The 18,890-nt window shown below is 68.3% G+C and carries 12 protein-coding genes and 1 tRNA gene; 6 read left to right on the top strand and 7 right to left on the bottom strand.

Annotated features, from left to right (window positions below; genetic code table 11):
* Window positions 1–68: 68 nt before the first annotated feature.
* From IEY79_RS24840 to IEY79_RS24820, 5 genes are all read right to left on the bottom strand, one after another.
* A complete protein-coding gene (locus IEY79_RS24840; RefSeq protein WP_189109811.1) occupies window positions 69–2,711 on the bottom strand; it encodes an ATP-binding protein in 2,643 nt (880 codons plus the stop codon).
* 224 nt (window positions 2,712–2,935) lie between these two features.
* The gene (locus IEY79_RS24835; RefSeq protein WP_189109810.1) at window positions 2,936–4,318 is read right to left on the bottom strand and encodes a protoporphyrinogen/coproporphyrinogen oxidase; all 1,383 of its coding nucleotides are present in this window, start codon (window positions 4,316–4,318) and stop codon (window positions 2,936–2,938) included.
* 246 nt (window positions 4,319–4,564) lie between these two features.
* A complete protein-coding gene (locus IEY79_RS24830) occupies window positions 4,565–6,193 on the bottom strand; it encodes a class I adenylate-forming enzyme family protein (protein WP_189109809.1) in 1,629 nt (542 codons plus the stop codon).
* 58 nt (window positions 6,194–6,251) lie between these two features.
* On the bottom strand, window positions 6,252–7,640 hold the full coding sequence (locus tag IEY79_RS37490; protein ID WP_229701098.1) for a UbiA family prenyltransferase: 1,389 nt from the start codon (window positions 7,638–7,640) through the stop codon (window positions 6,252–6,254).
* Between the two features lie 41 nt (window positions 7,641–7,681).
* Entirely contained in the window at window positions 7,682–9,082 is a 1,401-nt protein-coding gene (locus IEY79_RS24820) for an FAD-dependent oxidoreductase (protein WP_189109808.1), read from the bottom strand.
* 402 nt (window positions 9,083–9,484) lie between these two features.
* Here IEY79_RS24820 and IEY79_RS24815 point away from each other — a divergent pair, with 402 nt between their 5' ends.
* Window positions 9,485–11,734: an MMPL family transporter gene (locus tag IEY79_RS24815; protein ID WP_189109807.1), complete on the top strand. Its 2,250-nt coding sequence runs from the start codon at window positions 9,485–9,487 to the stop codon at window positions 11,732–11,734.
* Between the two features lie 46 nt (window positions 11,735–11,780).
* Here IEY79_RS24815 and IEY79_RS24810 read toward each other — a convergent pair whose 3' ends face one another.
* The gene (locus IEY79_RS24810) at window positions 11,781–12,119 is read right to left on the bottom strand and encodes a DoxX family protein (protein ID WP_229701097.1); all 339 of its coding nucleotides are present in this window, start codon (window positions 12,117–12,119) and stop codon (window positions 11,781–11,783) included.
* 215 nt (window positions 12,120–12,334) lie between these two features.
* Here IEY79_RS24810 and IEY79_RS24805 point away from each other — a divergent pair.
* A tRNA-Arg gene (locus IEY79_RS24805) sits at window positions 12,335–12,410 on the top strand.
* 68 nt (window positions 12,411–12,478) lie between these two features.
* Here the strand turns inward: IEY79_RS24805 and IEY79_RS24800 are convergent.
* On the bottom strand, window positions 12,479–13,600 hold the full coding sequence (locus IEY79_RS24800; protein WP_189109806.1) for a GntR family transcriptional regulator: 1,122 nt from the start codon (window positions 13,598–13,600) through the stop codon (window positions 12,479–12,481).
* 115 nt (window positions 13,601–13,715) lie between these two features.
* Here IEY79_RS24800 and IEY79_RS24795 point away from each other — a divergent pair, with 115 nt between their 5' ends.
* From IEY79_RS24795 to IEY79_RS24780, 4 genes are all read left to right on the top strand, one after another.
* Window positions 13,716–14,123 (top strand): NUDIX hydrolase, encoded by a 408-nt coding sequence (locus IEY79_RS24795; protein WP_189109919.1) that lies wholly within the window; start codon window positions 13,716–13,718, stop codon window positions 14,121–14,123.
* A gap of 46 nt (window positions 14,124–14,169) precedes the next feature.
* The gene (locus IEY79_RS24790) at window positions 14,170–14,598 is read left to right on the top strand and encodes an ATP-binding protein (protein ID WP_189109805.1); all 429 of its coding nucleotides are present in this window, start codon (window positions 14,170–14,172) and stop codon (window positions 14,596–14,598) included.
* A gap of 310 nt (window positions 14,599–14,908) precedes the next feature.
* A complete protein-coding gene (locus IEY79_RS24785; RefSeq protein ID WP_189109804.1) occupies window positions 14,909–15,301 on the top strand; it encodes a hypothetical protein in 393 nt (130 codons plus the stop codon).
* A 1,123-nt stretch (window positions 15,302–16,424) separates the two neighbouring features.
* Entirely contained in the window at window positions 16,425–18,767 is a 2,343-nt protein-coding gene (locus IEY79_RS24780; RefSeq protein ID WP_189109803.1) for an NB-ARC domain-containing protein, read from the top strand.
* The last annotated feature ends 123 nt before the right edge of the window (window positions 18,768–18,890 follow it).

Here is an 18,890-nt window from a genome sequence, read left to right as displayed (position 1 = left end):
CCCCCCCCCCCCCCCCCCGGAGGATCGCCGCCCGCCGGCCGAGCCGGCGACCCTCCGGGTCAGAACACCTAGCGGCGCGTCAAGTCCCCCGTCGGGCCCGTCGCGCCCGCGCCCTGGTCCAGGGGGCGCAGCATGCGGCCCGCCACTTGGACGCGGGATGTGCAGCCCAGTTTCTGCATCACCTTGCGCATGTGGTTCACCGCCGTCCACTCCGCGATGCCCAGCCTGCGCGCCACCTCTCTGTTGGTCAGGCCCTCCGTGACCAGCATCGCCACCTCGTGTTCGCGGCGGGTCAGCGAGCCGACGAGGTCCGTGGGGTGCGGCTGGTGTTCGGGCGGTTCGATCAGGGCCAGCGCCAGTGCGACCGCCTCGTCCGGGGTGCAGCGGCCGCCCTGTTGCCAGGCCGTGTCGAAGGCGCTGGGGCCCATCCGTTCGCTGACCTGGCCGAGGAGCGCACCGCTGACCGCCCCCGGCTGGCCCACCAGGGTGTCGCCGACCCGGCGGCGGAGCGCGTCCGCCGCGCCGAGCAGGCGTGCCGCCCGCTCCCAGACCGCCGCTGTGCGCCCGTACTTGTGGGTGAGGATCTCGGCCAGCACCGTCAAGCCCCGTGCCACTTCCGGCAGATCGCCCCGGTCGTGCAGCAACAGCAGTGCCCGGCAGGCCAGTTGTTCGGCCCGGTTGTAGTCGCCCTGGGCGCCCGTGAGGCCCGCGAGGGTGAGTTTGGCGCGGGCCGCCGAGCGGGCGTCCTCGGCCCGCTCGAAGAGCCGTACCGCCTCTGTCGCGTGCCGCGCCGCCGACGCCGTGTCGCCCCGGTCCCTGCGCACCTCCGCCAGGCGGGCCAGGACCGCCCCCCGGGACCACTGGCCGCCGCCCCGCGGGTCGAGGTCGGCGAGCGCCAGGGTCAACAGGTTCTCGGCGGCGGGCAGATTCCGTTCGATCTGGGCGAGCCTGGCCAGGTGCTGGCGTACGGTCGTGATCCCGGGGATGTCGGCCAGTTCGGTGTACACCGCCAGGCACTCGTCCAGCCAGGGCTTGGCCGCGGCCGGGTCGTCCGTCAGGAGCAGTGCCTCGCCGAGTGCTTCCAGCGCGGCGAGCCGTACGCGACAGCGCTCGATGCCGAGGTCCACCGCGCCGGACAGCCAGTACGTGGCGCTCTCGACCTCGCCGCGCAGCAGCCAGTACGGCTGGGAAGCGGCGGCCAGTGTCGCCACCGCCTCGCCGTTGCCCGCCTCCGACAAGAACTCCAGTGCCGCCAGCACCTCTTGGTGCCAGTGGTCGAACTGCTCCAGCGCCACGGTCTGCCCAGGCCCCTCCAACTGCCTTCGGATGCTGTGCAGTTGGCGCATGAAGAAGACCGCGTGGTCCGCCCGGACCGGTCCCAGAGCGCCCCGCCGCCTGAGGTGTTCCAGGGCCTGCGCCCTGGACCCGCGGAGCATCCAGAACCGGATGCTGCCGTCCCGCTGCTCCTCGGTCAGCAGCGCGCTGTGGTCGACCATCTCCTCCAGCGCCTGGCGGGTGACTTCCAGCGGGAGTTCGAAGACCCCGGCGGCCTCGGCGACACCGAAGCTCTCGGTGAACACCCCCAGCCGTACAAGGAGTTCGACGGAGGCCGGCGGAAGCCCCAGGGTGTCCACCCCGGCCGCCGGGCCGCCATCCGCCGCTTCGGCGCCGGGGCCGGCTCCCGCGCCCGGGTCCGTCAGCGTGCCGGGCGACCGGCTCAGTTCGTCCAGCAGGGCACGCGGCGAACTCACCTTCAGCCGCGCCGCGGCCAGTTCGATCGACAGCGGCAGCCCGTCGAGCATCTGACAGAGCCTGGCGACGGTCTCACGGTTCTCCTGCGTGAGCCGGAACCCGGGCCGTACCGCCTTCGTACGGTCCACCAGGAGCCGTACGGAGTCGACCTGCCCGAGGCGGCCCAGATCGGCCGTGTCGTGCGCCGTCGGTACCGCCAGCGGGACGAGCGGGACCCGGTGCTCCCCGTACATCCCGAGCACCTGCGTGCCGACGGTCAGCAGACAGAGCCGCCGGGCCGCCGCCGCGACCGCCTCCCACAGCGCGCAGATACCGCGCGGCGGGCGGTTGCCGCAGTCGAGTACGAGCAGGAAGTCCCGCCCGCGGAGGTACTCGCGCAGCAGATCGAGCGGTGAGTTCACGCCATCGGCGTCACCGCCGTCACCGCCGCCGTCACCGCCGTTCCCGGCCGCGCCGGTGTCCGCGCCGGCGTCCGCGTCGGCGTTGGCGTACACGTCGTCCGAGGCGGTACCGGCGAGGGCCGGCCCCGGCGTCAGACCGAGCGCCTCCGCGACCGCGCGGGCGAGCCCGCCGTCGGGGTCGTCCGCAGCCAGCTGGAGGGTGTCCAGCTCCACGTAACGCCCGCCGTCGGCGAAGTCTCCGGAGATCTCGTCGAAAAGCGCGTCGGCCAGCCGGCTCTTGCCCACGCCGACCGGGCCGGTGAGCGTGAGTATCTGCCCGTTCGGCGCGGTGGCGCGGGCCTTCAGGTCGGCCAGCTCCGCGTCCCTGCCGACCCGTGAGGTGAGCGCGTAGCGCGCCCGCTGGTGAGTGGTGGCCTGGGGCGTGGGCTGGCCCGTCGGCTGGTTCGTCGGCCGGGTGGTGGTGGGTTGGGCGACGGGGCTCGCGGGAACTCTGCCCGGCCGCGTGGTCTCGACGATACGGATCTTTCCTTCTGTTCCTTCGTTGCTCTGGGCGCGCATTCCAGCCCCCGTGGCTCATCTTGTTCGCACGACTGACTCGTTATTTCTCTCCCCCGGAAATCTCACAGGGCCCGTCCAACGGCCGGTCAAGGAGCGTTCAGCGGGCGCTCATTGACGGGTCATCGGACGGATGCCCGACCGTCCCCACACCCGCTCCGAGCACGCGAAAGGCCGCCCGGCCCGCCGAATGATCGGCGAGTGGGCGGCCCTGTGGCGGATGGCGCCTATGTGCGGGCGTGATCGTGTACGTGCGTGGCCGAGCGCAGCCGCCGCGAAAGGATCCGCTCCGCGGCCAACTCCCCCGCCTGCACGGCGGCTTCGCTCGTCGGGCGCTGGAAGACCCAGTCCCCCGCGAACTCGACCGCCCGCGTGGGCCGGTCCAGGAAGGCGCCCTGAAGACGCAGGGCGTCCGGGGTCGCCTCGGGGGCGGCGTACGGGAAGCGGTGCACGTACGCCCTGCTCAGCGCCGTACGCAGCTCGGGCACGTACCTCGTGGCCCGCCCCAGCAGCGCCTCCACGACCTCCTCGTCCGGCCGGTCCATCAACTCGTCGGTGGCGCGGGCCGCCGACAACATGCTGACCAGTCCCTTTCCACGCGGCGCCCGGTTGGCGGCCTTGAAGTGCTCGAAGGTCAGACCGGCCAGGTAACCGTCCTCCTTCTCCGGGATGAGCAGCGCGTAGACCTTCTTCGTTCCGCGCGACTGACGGACCGCCAGGGGACGGTCGACCAGACAGGTCACACGGATCATCCGGGAGTACGACGTGGCGTGCAGGAAGGGGAGTTCGCCCGCGGGCGCCGACGGGTAGAGCTTTCCGGCCACCGGCGCGGGCACCGCGAGTACGGCCTCACGGGCCGTCACCACCGCGCCGTCGGTGAAGACGAGCCGTACGCCGCCGTCGTGGATCTCGGTGACCTCCCGGACCGCTCGGCCGGTGTGCACGGTCAGCCCTTCCGCGACCTTCCTGGCGAGGGAGTCCATCCCGTCCCGGTACGTACGCCAGCCGTGCAGCCCGCGGGTGGCGACCATGGTGGCGACCAGCGGCGCGACGCACGACCGCCGGGTGTCCCAGGCCCAGCCGGTGCTCGCCGCCGGCTGGAGCAGATAGTCGTGCAGGTCCGGGTGTCTGCCGTCGGCGAACTCGGCGACCGTACGCAGCCCCAGCGGGCTCTCTCCCGGCCGCCGGGTGCTGACCTTGCCGAGCGAGGGCAGCAGTCCGCCCAGCATCCCGGTCATGGCCACCCGGCCGCCGGGCGACAGTCCGGCGCCGGTGAGGGTGCCCACCCAGTGCCCGCTGCCCGCGTGCGCCTTGCCGTCGCGCCAGACACCGGCGAGGCTGCCGACCTTGAGCACCCCGCCGTCCCGGTCGAGACCGACGTCCTTGATCAGCCGCCAGGTGGCCGGGTAGCCGTGCGAGGCGAGGGTCTCGGTGCCGCTCTCCACCAGCCAGCCGTCCTCCTTGTGCGCGCGCATCCGGCCGCCGACGTCGCTGTCGGCCTCGAACACCTCGGGCGCGCGGCCGGCTTCCTTCAGCCGGTACGCGGCGGTGAGACCGGCGATCCCGCCACCGATGACGGCCACATCGACGTGCGTGCTCGTCTCTCTCATGCTGGTGCACTCCTCTCTCGACGCTCTGGCTCTGGTCCGGACACGGGGGGCTCCTGTTCGCCGGGGCGGGGGCGCGCTGGGCGGGGGCGCGCTGGGCGGGGGCGCGTTCGGCCTGGGGCCCTCGGCCCGGGGGCACGGGGGCCCTGGCAGGCGCGAAGCCCGGACGCCGTCGGCCCGACAACGCTCCGAGCCGGGACGCCCTGCGCGGGGGCGCGTTCGGCCTGCCGCTCCCCCGGCCTGGCACCCCTAGGTCCAGCGGCCCGTGCCGTACGTCTCCTCTCCCAGCAGCCGCTCGCGCAGTTCGACCCGGCGCACCTTGCCCGTACTCGTACGCGGGATCTCCGCCAGCGGCAGCACGCGCGGCGCCCCGAGCGCCGGCAGGTCCGCGGTCGCGCGCGCCCACTCCGCCTCGTCCAGCGAGCCGTCCCGGGTGCAGACCACCGGCAGCGGGAGCTGCCCCGGGATACCGATCACGGCGGCCTCCAGCAGCTGCGGCAGCCGGTCGGCCAGTACGTCCTCCAGCTCGATGCAGCTCATTCCGGGGATCACGTCCACCTCACGGTCCAGCAGCCGGAAGGCGCCCGCGGCGGTGCGTACGCCGTAGTCGCCGGTGTTCCACCACTTGCCGCGCGCCTTGTCCTGCCAGCGCCGCTGCTCGCCGAGGTAGCCGATGCAGCGCCCGTCGGTGCGGGTGAGCAGTACGCCCGGCTTGCCGTTGGGGACCGGCTTCATCGTCGCCGGGTCCACCACCTTCATCCCGGTGAAGCCGGGGATCGGGCGGCCCACGTCCCGCGTCGTGGGGTGCCGGTCGCCCTTGGCGGCGAGCGCCCTGCGGGTGAGCAGCCGGAAGGTCATGGGACCGGTCTCGGACTGGCCCCAGCCCTGGAGCCAGGCCGGGAAGCGCCGCTCGCTGGCGTGCAGGAAGCGGCGGACGGTGGGCGGGTGGATGGCGTCGAAGGTGCTCACGTAGAGCCGTACCCTCCCGTACAACTCCGGCCGCCTTCCGGCCAGTTCCTGCCAGCCGATGTACGTGGCGGGCAGCGCCTCCAGGTAGGTCGGCCGCCGCCCCGCGAACATCCGCTCCGCGGTGGCCGGACGCGCGTCGGCGAGCACCAACGCGTCCTTGGGCTCCAGCCTCAGCGTGCCGGTGCTCCAGGTGATCATCCGCATGTGGTTGAAGGGGGTGGCGGTGGCCACCGTGTCGGAGCGCTTCATGGCCACGATCGGGAAGCGCAGCGACTCGGTGCGGCCGAGGTGGCCGAGCACGGTGTCGACGGAGTGCACGACGAGCTTCGGGACGCCGGTGGTGCCGGAGGTGTGGGTGGCGACCATCGGTTCGTAGCCGGCCGTACGGTACGCGCCCGGGGTGCGCGCCCCGCGCAGGTCGTCCAGCGCGACGGTGCCGGGGGGCGCGGCGGGTGAGGTGCCGGGCGGCGCGGCGCCGACGGTCACCGTGCGCGGGACGAGGGACTTCAGGTCCACCCCCTGCTCGGCCGCGCGGCCGAGGATGTCGGCGGTGGTGACCAGCAACTGCGCGTCGGCGCGCTTGAGTACGGTGCCCAGCGTCTGCGCCGGGAGGCTGCCCGCGATCAGCACGGGCAGGCCGCCGAAGCGGGCGGTCGCGCAGGCGAGGATCAGATAGTCCCAGTGGTTGTCCTTGGCGATGGCGACCCGGTCGCCGGCCCGTGCCCCCGCCGCGTACAGCAGGCCGGAGGTCTCCTGCACCAGCTCGGCGAGACCCGCCACACTGAAGTCGGTGCCGGCGCCGGGGGCGATGTCGAAGGGACGGCTGAGATGGAAGGCGGTACTGCGGCCCGCGAGCGCGTGTTCGTCGAAGAGCAGGCCGAGTCCGGTCGGTTTGTTCCTGTTTCCCATGTCTGTGTGTCCTGTCCGGAGTTCGGGCCGCCGGCTCGGGCGCCGCGGCCGTCGCCCCTCAGCTCGCGAAGTGGATGAGGTTGGCCAGGACGATCCCGGCGACGCCCGTCCGGAACGCCACCACTCCTCGCCTGCGTGCCAGCAGTGCGTCGCCGTTGCGGCTGAAGGAGATGAACTGGCGCAGCCGCAGCGCCATTTCGGGCAGCAGGGCGGCGAAGAACCACCACGGTGCCCAGCCGACGGCCGACGCTCCGACGGTCAGCAGCAGATCGACGGCGGAGAGCGCGCCGATGAAGAGCAGATTGCCGCGCGCGGACGCGTGCACCGCGACGGTGCTGCGGCCGACGGCCGCGTCGCCGCTGATGTCCTTGGTGTTGGAGTAGCAGGAGACAAGGATCTGCCAGAGCCCGAACAGCACGGCCTGTACGAGGACGAGGGCGGGCAGCTGCCCGGTCACGAAGCCGTACGGCGCGACGACGATGACCAACGGGCAGCCCATGATGAGGACTTCACCGAGACCGCGGTAGCTGAGCTTGAGCCCCCAGGAGTACTGGAACCCGGCGAACAGCACCAGCCCGGTGACGACCAGCGCCCACAACGGCCGCTCGGGGGCGGCGACGGCGGACGCGGTCCAGAGGACGGCGCCCCAGACCAGACTCAGATACCCGAACCGGGTGGCCTGCGGGACGGTGAGCGCCCCCGTGAGGAGGGGTTTGCGCGCGAGGGGCCGAAGGGGGGTGCCCCCGGCGCCGAGGTAGTTGGCGCGGTCGCTGCCGTCCTTGATCCCGTTGACGTCGTCGAGGGCCATGACGGCGGAGATGACCCCGATCTCGCCCAGGAGGAAGAGGAGCAGCGTGGTGAACGTGTCGGGAGCGAACCGCGCCCCGCCGGCGAGGGCGGTCCAGAGGACGAGCATGCTGAGGTAGTAGTCGAGTACGAACTCAAACTTGGCCAGCCGCGCATAGGCGACGAGCCGAGCCCGGGCTCCGGGGGCTGGGGGCGCCGCGCCGGCGCGGGACGTGGCCGTACCGCCCCCGGCCGCCGCCGTCCGAGCCTCTGCCGCACCGGAGGCGTACGCCGCGCCGGAGGTCGTACCGGTTCCGGGGGCCGACTCCGCGCTCCTGCGGGACGCGACCGCACCGGCAGCACCAAGGCGCGCAGCGCCCTCGGCGCCCACCCCACCGGTCCCGCCCCCAGCCGCACCGAAGGCCGTATCCGTACCGGCGGCAGACGCCGCACCGAGCGCCGTGCCTGCGCCGGAGCCGTCGCGGGCGTCACCACCGGCAGCGCCAGGACGCGCAGCGCCCATGGCCGTACCGGCGCCGGGGGCCGCCGCGCCCGCGCGGGACGTGGCCGTACCGGAAGCCGTAACCTCCCCCGAGGCCGACGCCCCGCCGCCCGGCCGCAGGGCCCCACGCCCCGCGTCCACGGGAGTGAACGCATCCATCGCTTCTACCCCTCCCTCTCCCGCTCCCTCCGTCGTCCTCCTCAGCCCGCCGCCGCACTCGTCGGCGCAGTCGTCGGCGCCGCACTCGTCGGCGTCAACTTCCCTGCCGTCGTCAGCTTCTCCGCCGCCCGGATGCCCGAGAGCATCGCCGCCTCCGAGATCGGCGCCGTGAAGTAGTCGCCCGCGAACACCACCGGCGCGTGCTGGAGGCCGATGACGCGCGCCGACATGCGGTAGCGGCCCGGTGCCGGCAGGGGCATCGCGTGGGGGCGGACCGCGATCTCGAACGGTTCCGCGTCCGCCGGGAAGTCCGGCCACAACTTCGTGACCAGCCGTGTCGTCTCCGCGTACTGCTCCTCGGGCGACATCGCGAGCAGCCGCCGCGTCTCCGCGCGGCCCGGGTAGACGAACGCCAGGTGCTTGTCCACCGAACGCCCCTGCGCGTCCTTGACCTTGCGCGGGAAGGTGATGATCGTCTTCACCGGCGGATCGTCCGCGCCCGCCGCCACGATGTGCGCCTCGGACGGCATGCTGCTGAAGTCGACCAGGTACGAGACCGACAGCGCCGGCTCGTACACCTGGGTCTCCAGGAACTCCCGGGTGTCGCGCCCCACGATGTCGTTCGGCAGCGCCGCCGTCAGCTTGGCGGCGACCGGCGCGGTCGTCGCCACCACGACGTCGTCGAAGATCTCCGCGTGGCTCTCGCCGTCCGCCGACCGCGCCGTGATGTGCACGCGCCCGCCCGTCACCTGAAGGTCGGTGACCTCGTGTTCGAGCCGGATGTCGGCACCCTCGGCGTTGCGCTCCGCGATGACCTCCATGCCGTTGCGGAACACATAGAACTTCGCTCCGGCGACCTGCGCCTGCATCGCCCGTACGTGCGCGGCGGACACGTCCTCGCAGCGCCAGAGCCAGAACGACTCGATCTCCGGCCGCAGCAGATTGTCGAAGCCGCGCTGCGACAGGCTCTTGCGGGCGTACTCCGCCGCGGTCGTGCCGTCGTCGAACGGCGCGAGCTTGACCGGGTCGAAGATGTCGAGCTGCTTGCGCAGACGCGTCTCCTTCAGCGTGCCGGTCAGGAAGCCGATCCGGTCCCGGAGGCCGACGTGCTTGTACGTGAGGAGGCTGCGCAGCGAGTCGGAGAGGAGCTCGGCGGGCTGTCCGTTGTCCACGACGATGACGTTGTTGGACATCTCCACGAGCTGGTCCTCCAGCCCGTACTCGTGAATCCGCTCGAACATCAGCTTGTAGAAGCTGGTGAACCAGAGGTTGATGCCGACGGAGGGCTCGATCTCCGAACGGTGCCACGAACGGGCCCGGCCACCGAGCCCGGCGGCCGCCTCGAAGATGACAACCTCGCGCCCCGCCTTGATCAACTCTTTGGCGGCGGCGCAGCCTGCCATACCTCCGCCGATGACAGCGGTCCTCTCACGCTGGCTCATTCGCTTTCCCTCCAGGGATTGTCTCGGATCGACCTCGACGGTTGTCGCCTGTTGTCGCCGCAATTTAGGAGGGTGAAGCGGCAGTTAGATATAGCAGTCATGCGGGAAATGACCCGCACACACCTGTCATTGTGCGCAGTCGCGCGTTGCGGGACCGTAGTCGGGGAGCATGCCGCCCAACGCCCGTCAGCGACCCGTGAGGCCACCCCTCAGCGACCCCTCAGCCACCCTTCCGCAACCCGTCACCGAACCGGCCGTGCCCCACCCCCGGCCACCCAACCGGCCCCGACGCGCGCAGAGTTGCCACTGACGGCGATGGGCTCGCACGCTCCTCCCTCGCTCGTGTGAACGGGATCGACGCGCCGGCCCCCGAAACGGCGTTCCCCCTCGAAAGGTTGCCGAATGTTCGCCTCACTGGCCAGATTCACCACGCAGCGCAGCAAGCTGGTCCTCTATCTCTCCGGCGTGCTCCTGGTGCTTGCCGGGGCGCTGGGCGGTGGTGTGATCTCGACTCTCTCCGCCGGTGGATTCACCGACAGTTCCACCGAATCCGCGAAGACGGCCGAGGTCCTGGACACCCGTTTCGCTTCGGGCGCCCCGAATCTGACCCTGCTGGTCTCGGACAGCCGCGGCGTAGACGATCCGGCGGTCGGCGCGGCTGGTGAACGGCTGACCGAACGCATCGGCGAAGAGGACGGGGTCGAACAGGCCCTGTCCTACTGGACGTTGGGGAAGGCCCCGGCCCTGCGCGGCGAGGGCGGCGACAGCGCGCTGGTCCTCGTACGGATCACCGGCGACGAGGACCAGGTACAGAAGACGCTGGAACGGATCCAGCCGGAGTACGACGGCACGGTCGAGGGCCTGGACACCCGTGTGGGCGGCGCCGCGGTCGCCAACAAGGAGATCACGGACACCACGCAGGACGACCTGCTCCTGATCGAGATGGTCACCTTCCCCGTCCTGCTGGTCGTGATGCTGTTCGTCTTCCGCGGTGTCGTGGCAGCGCTGGTGCCGCTGATGGTCGCCGGACTGACCATCGTGTCCGTCCTGCTGACGCTCCGTGTCCTCACGCTGTTCACCGACGTCTCCGTGCTGGCGACCAACGTCGCGACCGGACTCGGGCTCGGCCTGGCCATCGACTACGGCCTCATCCTCCTCAAGCGGTACCGCGAGGAACTGCACGGCGGGGCCGGCACGGACGAGGCGATCGCGACCGCGCTGCGCACGGCCGGCCGTACCGTCCTGTTCTCTGCGGTGACGGTGGCGCTCGCGCTCGCCGGTCTGCTGGTCTTCCCGTTCTACTTCCTGCGGTCGTTCGCGTACGCGGGCATTCCGACAGCCCTGCTGGCGGCGATCGTCTCCGTCACCTTCCTGCCCGCGCTGCTGAAGGCGCTGGGCCCGCGGATCGACAAGGGCCGCATCCGTGTTCTCGGGCGCGGCAAGGAGGAGAAGCCGCCGAAGCCGGAGTCCGAGCGCTTCTGGTACCGCCTCGCGACGACCGTCATGCGCTTCCCGGTGCCGGTCGCGGTCGCCGTGATCGGGCTGCTGCTCTTCCTCGGCTCGCCGTTCCTGTCCCTGCACATGAGCCTCGCCGACGACCGCGTCCTGCCGGCCGACACCCAGTCGCGGCAGATCAGCGACATCCTGCGGGAGGACTTCAGCGCGCAGGAGTCGCAGGCGCTGAGCGTGGTGCTGAGCGACACCCCGCCGACCGGGGAGCGTTCGGTGGAGTCGTACGTACAACAGCTGTCCACGCTCGGCAACGTGGCGCGGGTGGACAGCGAGGCCGGCTCCTTCGCGGCCGGTGAGCGGGTCGCCCCGCCGGGGCCGGGCTCGGACCGGTTCAGCGCGGACAACAGCACGTATCTCTCGGTGATCCCGAAGAGCGAGTCGCTGAGCGAGGAGGGCGAACAGCTCGTCAAGGACATCCGCGCGACGGAGGCACCGTACGACGTCCAGGTCGGCGGTCCCGCGGCGGAACTGGTGGACTCGCTGGACTCCATGTACGACGAGCTGCCGACGGCCCTCGCGATCATCGGTGTCACGACGTTCATCCTGCTCTTCCTCTTCACCGGCTCGCTGGTGCTGCCGCTGAAGGCGCTCGTCCTCAACTGCCTCAGCCTCAGCGCCACGTTCGGTGTGCTTGTCTGGGGGTTCCAGGACGGCCATCTGGAGGGCATCGTCGGGGACTTCGTGGTCACCGACACGATCACCTGGACCGTGCCGGTCCTGCTGTTCTGCATCGCGTTCGGCATGTCGATGGACTACGAGGTCTTCCTGCTCTCCCGGATCAAGGAGGAGTGGGACCGCTCGGGGGACAACCAACTCGCGGTGGCCCGGGGCCTGGAGCGCACCGGCGCGATGGTGACGGCCGCGGCGGGGCTGATCGCCATCGTGTGGCTGGGCTTCGTCCTGTCGGGGATCTCGTATCTGAAGGCCATCGGCCTGGGCCTGGCCGTCGCGGTCCTGATGGACGCGACGCTGGTACGGGGCGCCCTGGTCCCGGCCTTCATGCGCCTGGCGGGCCGCGCGAACTGGTGGGCACCAGGACCGCTGGCCCGCTTCCACCGCAGGTTCGGCCTGCGCGAGGCACCGGATGACGCGCAGGCTAAGGCCCCGGAGGGGGAGGCAACGCGGGAGAGCGTGCACTGAGGCCCGAGTCCCCCGGTGCCGGGACATCCGCCCCGGCACCGGGGGCCTACAGAACAAAGCTGTACAGCGCGACCAGGACACAGATGACAAGCATCCCGACGGCGTTGAGGAACAGATTCCGCCCGAAGTCCCGAGCCCGGACGTGCATGGAGATGGCCACGACGAAGTAGCCCACCAACGCCCACACGGTGACGGCCCCGAGCACGGGCACCCAGATCCCGGCGACCAGCCCGCCTGCGGCGGCGAACTTGACGGGCGGAGCGACCCACCACCACCGCCGCGGAAATCCCACGTCCTGGAAGCACTCCCGCACGAAACGCACGGGCCCGACACAGAGAACCCCGTCCCCGAACTGGATCACGGCCAGCACGACGACGGGCCACACGGGCTCAGGAATGCTCCTCACACCGCCCCAACGCCCAGCCCCCCTCCCAGGTTCTGCGGCCCCCCACGCCACCCCCTGATCGAGCGACCCACCCCGCCGAACCCCCGCGCCCCGAAGACCCCCCACCCGCTACACTGTCCCCGGCGACCAGGCCCTCCAGGGCCCACACCGCCACCAACCTGCCGGGACGCGAACGACCGCCCCGACAGATCCCCGCCTCCGTAGCTCAGGGGATAGAGCACCGCTCTCCTAAAGCGGGTGTCGCAGGTTCGAATCCTGCCGGGGGCACCAGCCAAAAGACCCCCAGCCGATCATGGCTGGGGGTCTTTGACATCCAGGTCTGACATCAACGCTAGCGGTCACTGACGGCCGGGACGCCTCTTGAGCAGCCGGTCCATGTGACTGATCGCCTCGCGCTGCGTGTCCTGGACGACGTGGGTATAGACGTCCATGGTGATGCTGATCTGACTGTGCCCAAGGATCTCCATCACGACGCGAGGAGCGACCCCGGCCGCAGTAAGCAGGGTGGCGCAGCCGTGGCGGGCGTCATGCAGCCGGACGACACGGATGCCGGCAGATCCAGCGACTCGGGTGAACGAGCGGTACACGTTGCGCGGCTCGACCGGCCGCCCGTTCCGGGTGGTGAAGACGTACCCGCCGTCGTCCCATGATTCCCCCGCGCGCAGCTTGGCGGCGGCCTGGCGCATCCGGTGCCAGCGAAGCGGCGCAATGCACATCGCAGGAAGCGGCACGGCTCGACGGCGGCGGCCCTTGGTGTCGAACGCGGTGCGGATCAGATGGATCACGGGCACTCCGGAGGAGAGCCGCAGCGTCTTCACTTCCAGAGGGGAGGGCATCCGGGCCCTGATCTCTTCTTCGAAGTGGTCGAGCTTGTGGCCCAGTTCTTCGAGTCGGGCGTAGATCCCGCCGGGGCCGGGGTTGGGCTGGGCGATGGGGGTGTTACGGGCCAGGTCGAGCGGCAGGTAGGAGACGGCGAACTCGACGGGTCGGCCGTCCAGCAGGTACCGGCGACGCCTGGCCAGGACGCGACGCGGGGCGCCGAGCCGAGCGGAGATGTCCGGGGTCGGGCGCTCCTCCTTGACCTCCAGGTTGTCCACCTCCGGGCGGCTGCCGGCGGCGTCGGCCTCTACGATGAAGGCTGACTTCCCCTGTTCGCGGTGGCGTCGGGCGAATCGGTCGGATGCCAGTCGGCGTACCGGAGGGCGGGGCCGGACGAAGACGCCCTTGCCGTGCTCGGACGAGACCAGGCCCTCGCTCTGGAGCATGGAGAGCGCGTTGCGCACGGTCATGCGGGACACGCCGAAGTGCTCGACCAGCTCCGATTCCGAGGGCAGCTTGGAGCTCTCGGCGAAGCGTCCCTTGTCGATGGCTTCCCGCAGTTGATCGGCGATCTGCCGGAAGACGGCTCGGTCACTGGTCGGGTCCAGCGAGCCGAGCAGGCCGGGAGTAAGAGCGGCCACGTGTACTCCTTTGGATATCTAGACAAGAGGCTGAGTCCAGTTGCTACGGTGAGAGCCTAGTCAGCCAACTGGACGAGGACTGCCGAACGTGACCACAGCCGAACGGCCCCACTCCGTGAGCGTCGCCGGGGTGATCGTGGACGACCACGGTCGCGCCCTGCTGATCAAGCGACGCGACAACGGGCACTGGGAACCGCCGGGCGGCGTGGTCGAGGCCGGCGAGACTCTCCCCGACGCCCTCCAGCGGGAAGTCCTGGAGGAAACCGGCATCAAGATCGCCCTTCCGGCGACACTGACCGGCGTCTACAAGAACATGACGGGCCTGATCGTCTCGCTCGTCTTCCGCTGCCAGGCCATCGAGGGCCAACCCACCACGGGCGACGAAACCAAAGCACTGCGCTGGGTCACTCGCGACGAAGCGGCGGAGCTGGCCGACGAGGCATACGCGATCCGCGTACTGGACGCCCTGGATGCGGCGTCCCCCGCCGCTGTACGTGCCCACGACGGCGTGAAACTCATCTAGCACTGAACAACGATCCATGGCCGCCCACCAGCATAAAGGAACTTGTATGCACGAGTATACGAGCAAAGTGCGAGTCTGGGGACTGACTTGCCCAGGTTTCCGCGAAGAGGTCGGCCGGGCGCGGAGATGGACCCGCGACATCCTTGCCGGGCACCCAAGGGCAGATGACGTGACGCTCATCGTGAGCGAGCTGGGCAGCAACGCGCTTCTCTACACGGCCAGCGGCGAGGAGAACGGCGCGTTCCAAGTCGTGCTCGCGCTCTCGGACCACGCGATCGCGGTGTCCGTTACCGATGCCGGGGGCAGCGTCACGGTCCCCGAGGTGGAGCACGCGGAGAAGGAAGCACTGCGCGGCCGGGGACTCGACATCGTCAGCTCGCTGGCCCACAACGTCAGCATCCACGGCACCGGCAAGGGCTTCACCGTCACCGCGGAACTCATCTCCCACCATCCCGGCAGCCGGCCATGGCGATGACCGGGGCTTATGAGACCGGCTACTGGTGCGAGGCCACCGCACACACGACGGCCGACCGCCCCGTTCTCCACCTCGGAGGCCGTCTGACGAGCAGTCCACGGCTCGCTGTCCGATGGCTTCGGAACAGAGTCCGCGACGTCACGGACCAACTCGACCGGCACTATGCCGCCCCTGGACGGCACTGGCTCTTGGACGAGCCCGAACAAGAGCAGGCTCGATCAGCCCTGGCTCAGGGCGAGGCGTACGTCCTCAGGCTCTACGACGACACGACGTGCTACATGCTCTCCGCCCGCCCCACGGGACAGACGCGATGAACCGCCCGACGTCCGTGCTCCTGCGTGGCTACCAGTGCGAATGCCACACGAGCCGCCTCGCGAACAGCGATGCCACCACGCTGCTGGGCTCCGTCGACGTGGAAACCGCGCCCCAGGCCGTCCGCTGGATCAGAGTCGCCGTGCGTACCCTCTCGCCGACCCTCAACTCCGAGGCGTTCGAGGAAGCATGGCAATGGCTGTCGGAGGACCACCACGACGCACTCCAGTCCCTCGTCCAGGGCGAGCCGGTCACTCTCACGCTCCAGCAAGGCGCCACGACCATCCAATGGACCGCCCGCCCGGTCCAGTTCCTCAAACTCACCACCCGCCACGGCATCAACCTCCCAGCCTGCACACAGGAGTACGGTCCCGCCCGGCAGCGCGAGTAACAACTTTCTCTACGTTTTCAAGGCACCCGGCTGCGCTCCGCTCCGCCGGGCGCGCTTCCGGGCTCTGGCTGCGCCCGCGCTCCTGCCTTCGGCCCGCTCGGCACTGCCGCCGCCGACGCGCGCCCACATGTGGGCAGGGCCGTGGGCATGAGTCGATCACCGCATTGCGCGGCGCACGGGCAAGGCGATGCCTCCGGCGGGGGATCGGCCGACCCCGGGATGGAGGGGGCGCCGTTCCCGGCTGCGGGCTGGTAGTGGCGTGCGCGAGGGCTCCCATCCCGTCCGCCGTCGACCCAGGCAGAGCCGAGCAGACGCGGCCCATGGCGTCCAGGTCGTTCGTACAGTGGCGCGCTCCACCTGGACGCCATGAACCACGCCCGCTCCACGGTGTGTGGGTCGACGGCGGACGGGATGGGAGCTGAGTAAGTGGTGGGTTGAGGAGGGATCAAACCGACATGGCTGATCCCGGACCGCGCAAGAGTCGTCTAGGTGCCGATAGTTCCAAGCTAGTGGCGCCAAGGGGAGGTTGGCGTGTCCAATAGGGGGGCCGAACTGCCGTGGTCAAGGCAGTGCGATATGGGGAGGCGTACTGGTGGTGGACGGTGGACGGGTCGCGGCGTACGGATTCCAGTACCAATACCTGCGAACCTTGGAGCATCTCATTGGGCTAGTGGGACAGGCCGAATATGCGGGAGTTCGGGTAGAAGGAGGGCCGCGCAGTGAAACCGCGACAGACAAGATTGACTTTGACGTAGTCGATCACAGTGGGGCCGTCCGCCTTGTGACACAAGTCAAGAGCCGGGTGGCTGGAGGGAGTCTGGGCGGTACGGCTGCACTTGGAATCCTCCTGGATATGATCAAAGGTGCACCAGATCCTCCGGCATATTCTCTCCTAACTAATGGGAGGCCAGACCAAAAGAGCAGCACGCTAAATCGAGTCCTAGTTTCAGCGGCTGACACGCAAGAGCTTCGGGAGCAACTAGACGAACTGTGTCGTGAGGCTCCCCAACGCAGGAGTCAAATAGCCGCACTAGGCGACGAAGAGTTAGCTCGGTTGCGACGGTGCAGAGTTGAGTACGATACTCGAGATGATGAAGAGATTCGGGAGGAGTTACGGAACACGTTGCGCAATATCCGCAACAGTGCTCGGCTCGGCCTCGGAGAAAAGTCTGCTGGTTTACTCGTCGGATATTTACTATCAGAGGTATTTGGTCGTGCGGCCGACCTTTCTGGGGAAAGGGCCAATTTTTCGGTCGCAGAATTGCGTAGGTTGGCGCTTGTAGATGGAGAGACGCTAGCTCGCACGGTCGGTTCTCTCGATTGGGGAGTTGTCGTGGGCGCGATTCCGAGAATTCCTGATGTTCCCCGTCCCCAGGTTGTTAATCAAATCATGGAAGCCTTCCCGCGAACGCCTGATCGCGGGACGCGTTTTGTTAACCTCGCTGGTCCTTCTGGTATCGGGAAGTCGAGTGCGGCAGCACTCTACATTTCGGCCTGCGCCGATCAATACGACGTAATCGCGTGGATCAACTGCGAAACCGCCAGCTCCCTGTATTCAGACTTTCAGCGAGCCCTTCAGGCGCTTGTTCCGTCGAGCGGGCAGGGCGGGAAATTCTCTTCGCCCGAAGACCTGCAGCATGAGATTCAGCTAACACTTGGTCGCTTCCCCGGGCGCTGGCTTATCGTCCTGGACAACGCTCTCTCCCTACGAGAGGTTGAGCCATGGGTACCCAAAACTAGTCGTGGCGATATAATCCTGACAACCATTAACTCGGCGGCCCCCGCCGGTAGCGCCCACGTTGTTACTGTCTCGACCATGGAACGGGAGCAGTCGATTGAGCTCCTTCGCCGGCGGTTGCAACTCACGGAGGGCGAATCCGTCCTATGGAGACCGGCCACGCAGCGGATGGCGGAAGAACTCGGCGACTGGCCTTTGGCTCTTGAGTTGGGAGCTGGCTACCTAGTTGGCTGTGGCTACGGAATCGAAAATTCAGACGTCTATATCGATGCCCTGAGGACTCGCGCAATTTCCGATCACGATTCAATACCGGCCGGGTACCCCCAAACCTTGGCCGCTGCGCTTAATATGTGCATCGATAAGCTCGAACAGCGCATCAAAGGTGGAACCGATAAGACTCCAGACATTTCGGCAGTGGCCACCCACCTCCTGATCATGTCGGCTTTCCTTGGATCACACCAGATACCGGCGCACCTGCTACTCGCTACGGCACTTTCGAATACCGAAGAAGAAGAGCATCTGGGCCCTCTAATAGTTTCGCCTGACATTGTCCGGCTTGGGGAAGTTCTCCGTGAGCTGTTTCAATTCTCGCTCGTCAAGAATGACCTACCGCTCCCTGCCCCTCAAGAAGATAAATTTACCGAGGCAACTCGAACGATTTCCGTTAATTCAGTCACTCAGGAAATTATTCGAATGCGAGTTGCGGGGCATCCGGATCTTCCGAGTTCCATTGATCGGTTGGTGGGACACGTTGAAAGATGGCTTCGCACATCGTCAGAATTCGGAATGGCTGAACGGGTGCAGACGATTCAGTCCCATGCAGAGCTGCTTCTAACCCACGCCGAAGCGGCGCATGTCCGCAGTGAGCGCGTAGCGCTGCTGTGCGGAAACCTTGCTGGGCCCTACCAGTTACTAGGCGACGCCTGCCGAGCGGAGCGGTTGTTGAAGCGCGAGCTAGAAATTCTACATGAAGTGGCTCCTGACAATGAGACGCTAATCTCGCAGACGCGCTTTATGCTTGCGCATATGTATCTATACTCGAATTGCGATTCAGAGCGCCCACACATTCCCGGGCTGGAGACAACCTACGATGAAGCAGTTAAGCATCTCGAGTATGTCTTATACGTCTCCCGGGGTTGGGTCGAAACTTATCCGAAAGCTGCGATAAAGTTTGCTGCGGATATTCGAGCGATCCTTCGCAGGGGGACTATAAAGCTGAATGGCTTGACTGAACTTAATTCTTTGGCGGAAGCCTTTTCTGATCTGGAGTCGAGACTGCCCGAATCAAACTATTCGCGAGATCTCGGTCTTATAGTAAAGGCTGAGGAGCGAATAAGGGAGGGACGTTTCGGAGTGGCAGAATCGCACTGTCGAGAAGTTTTGCGAAATAATCCCGTGGGTTGGCCAAACGCTGAAGCTCGACGTCTCCTTACAGAATCTTTGGCGCGGCAGGGAAAGTGGGCTGAAGCGAGGAAAGAAGTAAATTTCTGGAAGACTGACCCGGCTGCGCCTAGTCTCTTCCGTGAGTCCATCCTTGATCTGATTCGCAACGTTGGTCAGGCTTGCGCTGAAGCGATTGTTGCGGGCGATTCTCGGGCGCTGCCAATAATGTATGAGTTGGTTAGCTGGCCGGACCTCGACTCATTTTTACACCTGGGCTCCCCTGGAGATCAAAGGGTGATCGAGCTGCTCCGTCAAATTTGCGATGACATTTCGTCGCAGCAATAGACTCGCCGGGCAAACGCGAGATCTCGGATGCGAACTACTGAATTGTTTAGTTCGCGCCGGAGGCTCCCGTTAGTGGTGCCCCCGAGGAGTACCTGACTCCCACGGGATTGGCATTCTTGTGAT

It is taken from the genome of Streptomyces camponoticapitis (genome assembly GCF_014646115.1).
Lineage (GTDB): Bacteria > Actinomycetota > Actinomycetes > Streptomycetales > Streptomycetaceae > Streptomyces > Streptomyces camponoticapitis.
Note: the sequence above shows the minus strand (reverse complement) of the source record. Positions and strands in the feature narration are given on the sequence as shown.

Excerpts from the sequence above, each read along its gene's own strand:
- IEY79_RS24840 (WP_189109811.1), bottom strand. The coding sequence starts at position 2,711 with ATGCGCGCCCAGAGCAACGAAGGAACAGAAGGAAAGATCCGTATCGTC.
- IEY79_RS24835 (WP_189109810.1), bottom strand. The coding sequence starts at position 4,318 with ATGAGAGAGACGAGCACGCACGTCGATGTGGCCGTCATCGGTGGCGGG.
- IEY79_RS24830 (WP_189109809.1), bottom strand. The coding sequence starts at position 6,193 with ATGGGAAACAGGAACAAACCGACCGGACTCGGCCTGCTCTTCGACGAA.
- IEY79_RS37490 (WP_229701098.1), bottom strand. The coding sequence starts at position 7,640 with ATGGATGCGTTCACTCCCGTGGACGCGGGGCGTGGGGCCCTGCGGCCG.
- IEY79_RS24820 (WP_189109808.1), bottom strand. The coding sequence starts at position 9,082 with ATGAGCCAGCGTGAGAGGACCGCTGTCATCGGCGGAGGTATGGCAGGC.
- IEY79_RS24815 (WP_189109807.1), top strand. The coding sequence starts at position 9,485 with ATGTTCGCCTCACTGGCCAGATTCACCACGCAGCGCAGCAAGCTGGTC.
- IEY79_RS24790 (WP_189109805.1), top strand. The coding sequence starts at position 14,170 with ATGCACGAGTATACGAGCAAAGTGCGAGTCTGGGGACTGACTTGCCCA.
- IEY79_RS24785 (WP_189109804.1), top strand. The coding sequence starts at position 14,909 with ATGAACCGCCCGACGTCCGTGCTCCTGCGTGGCTACCAGTGCGAATGC.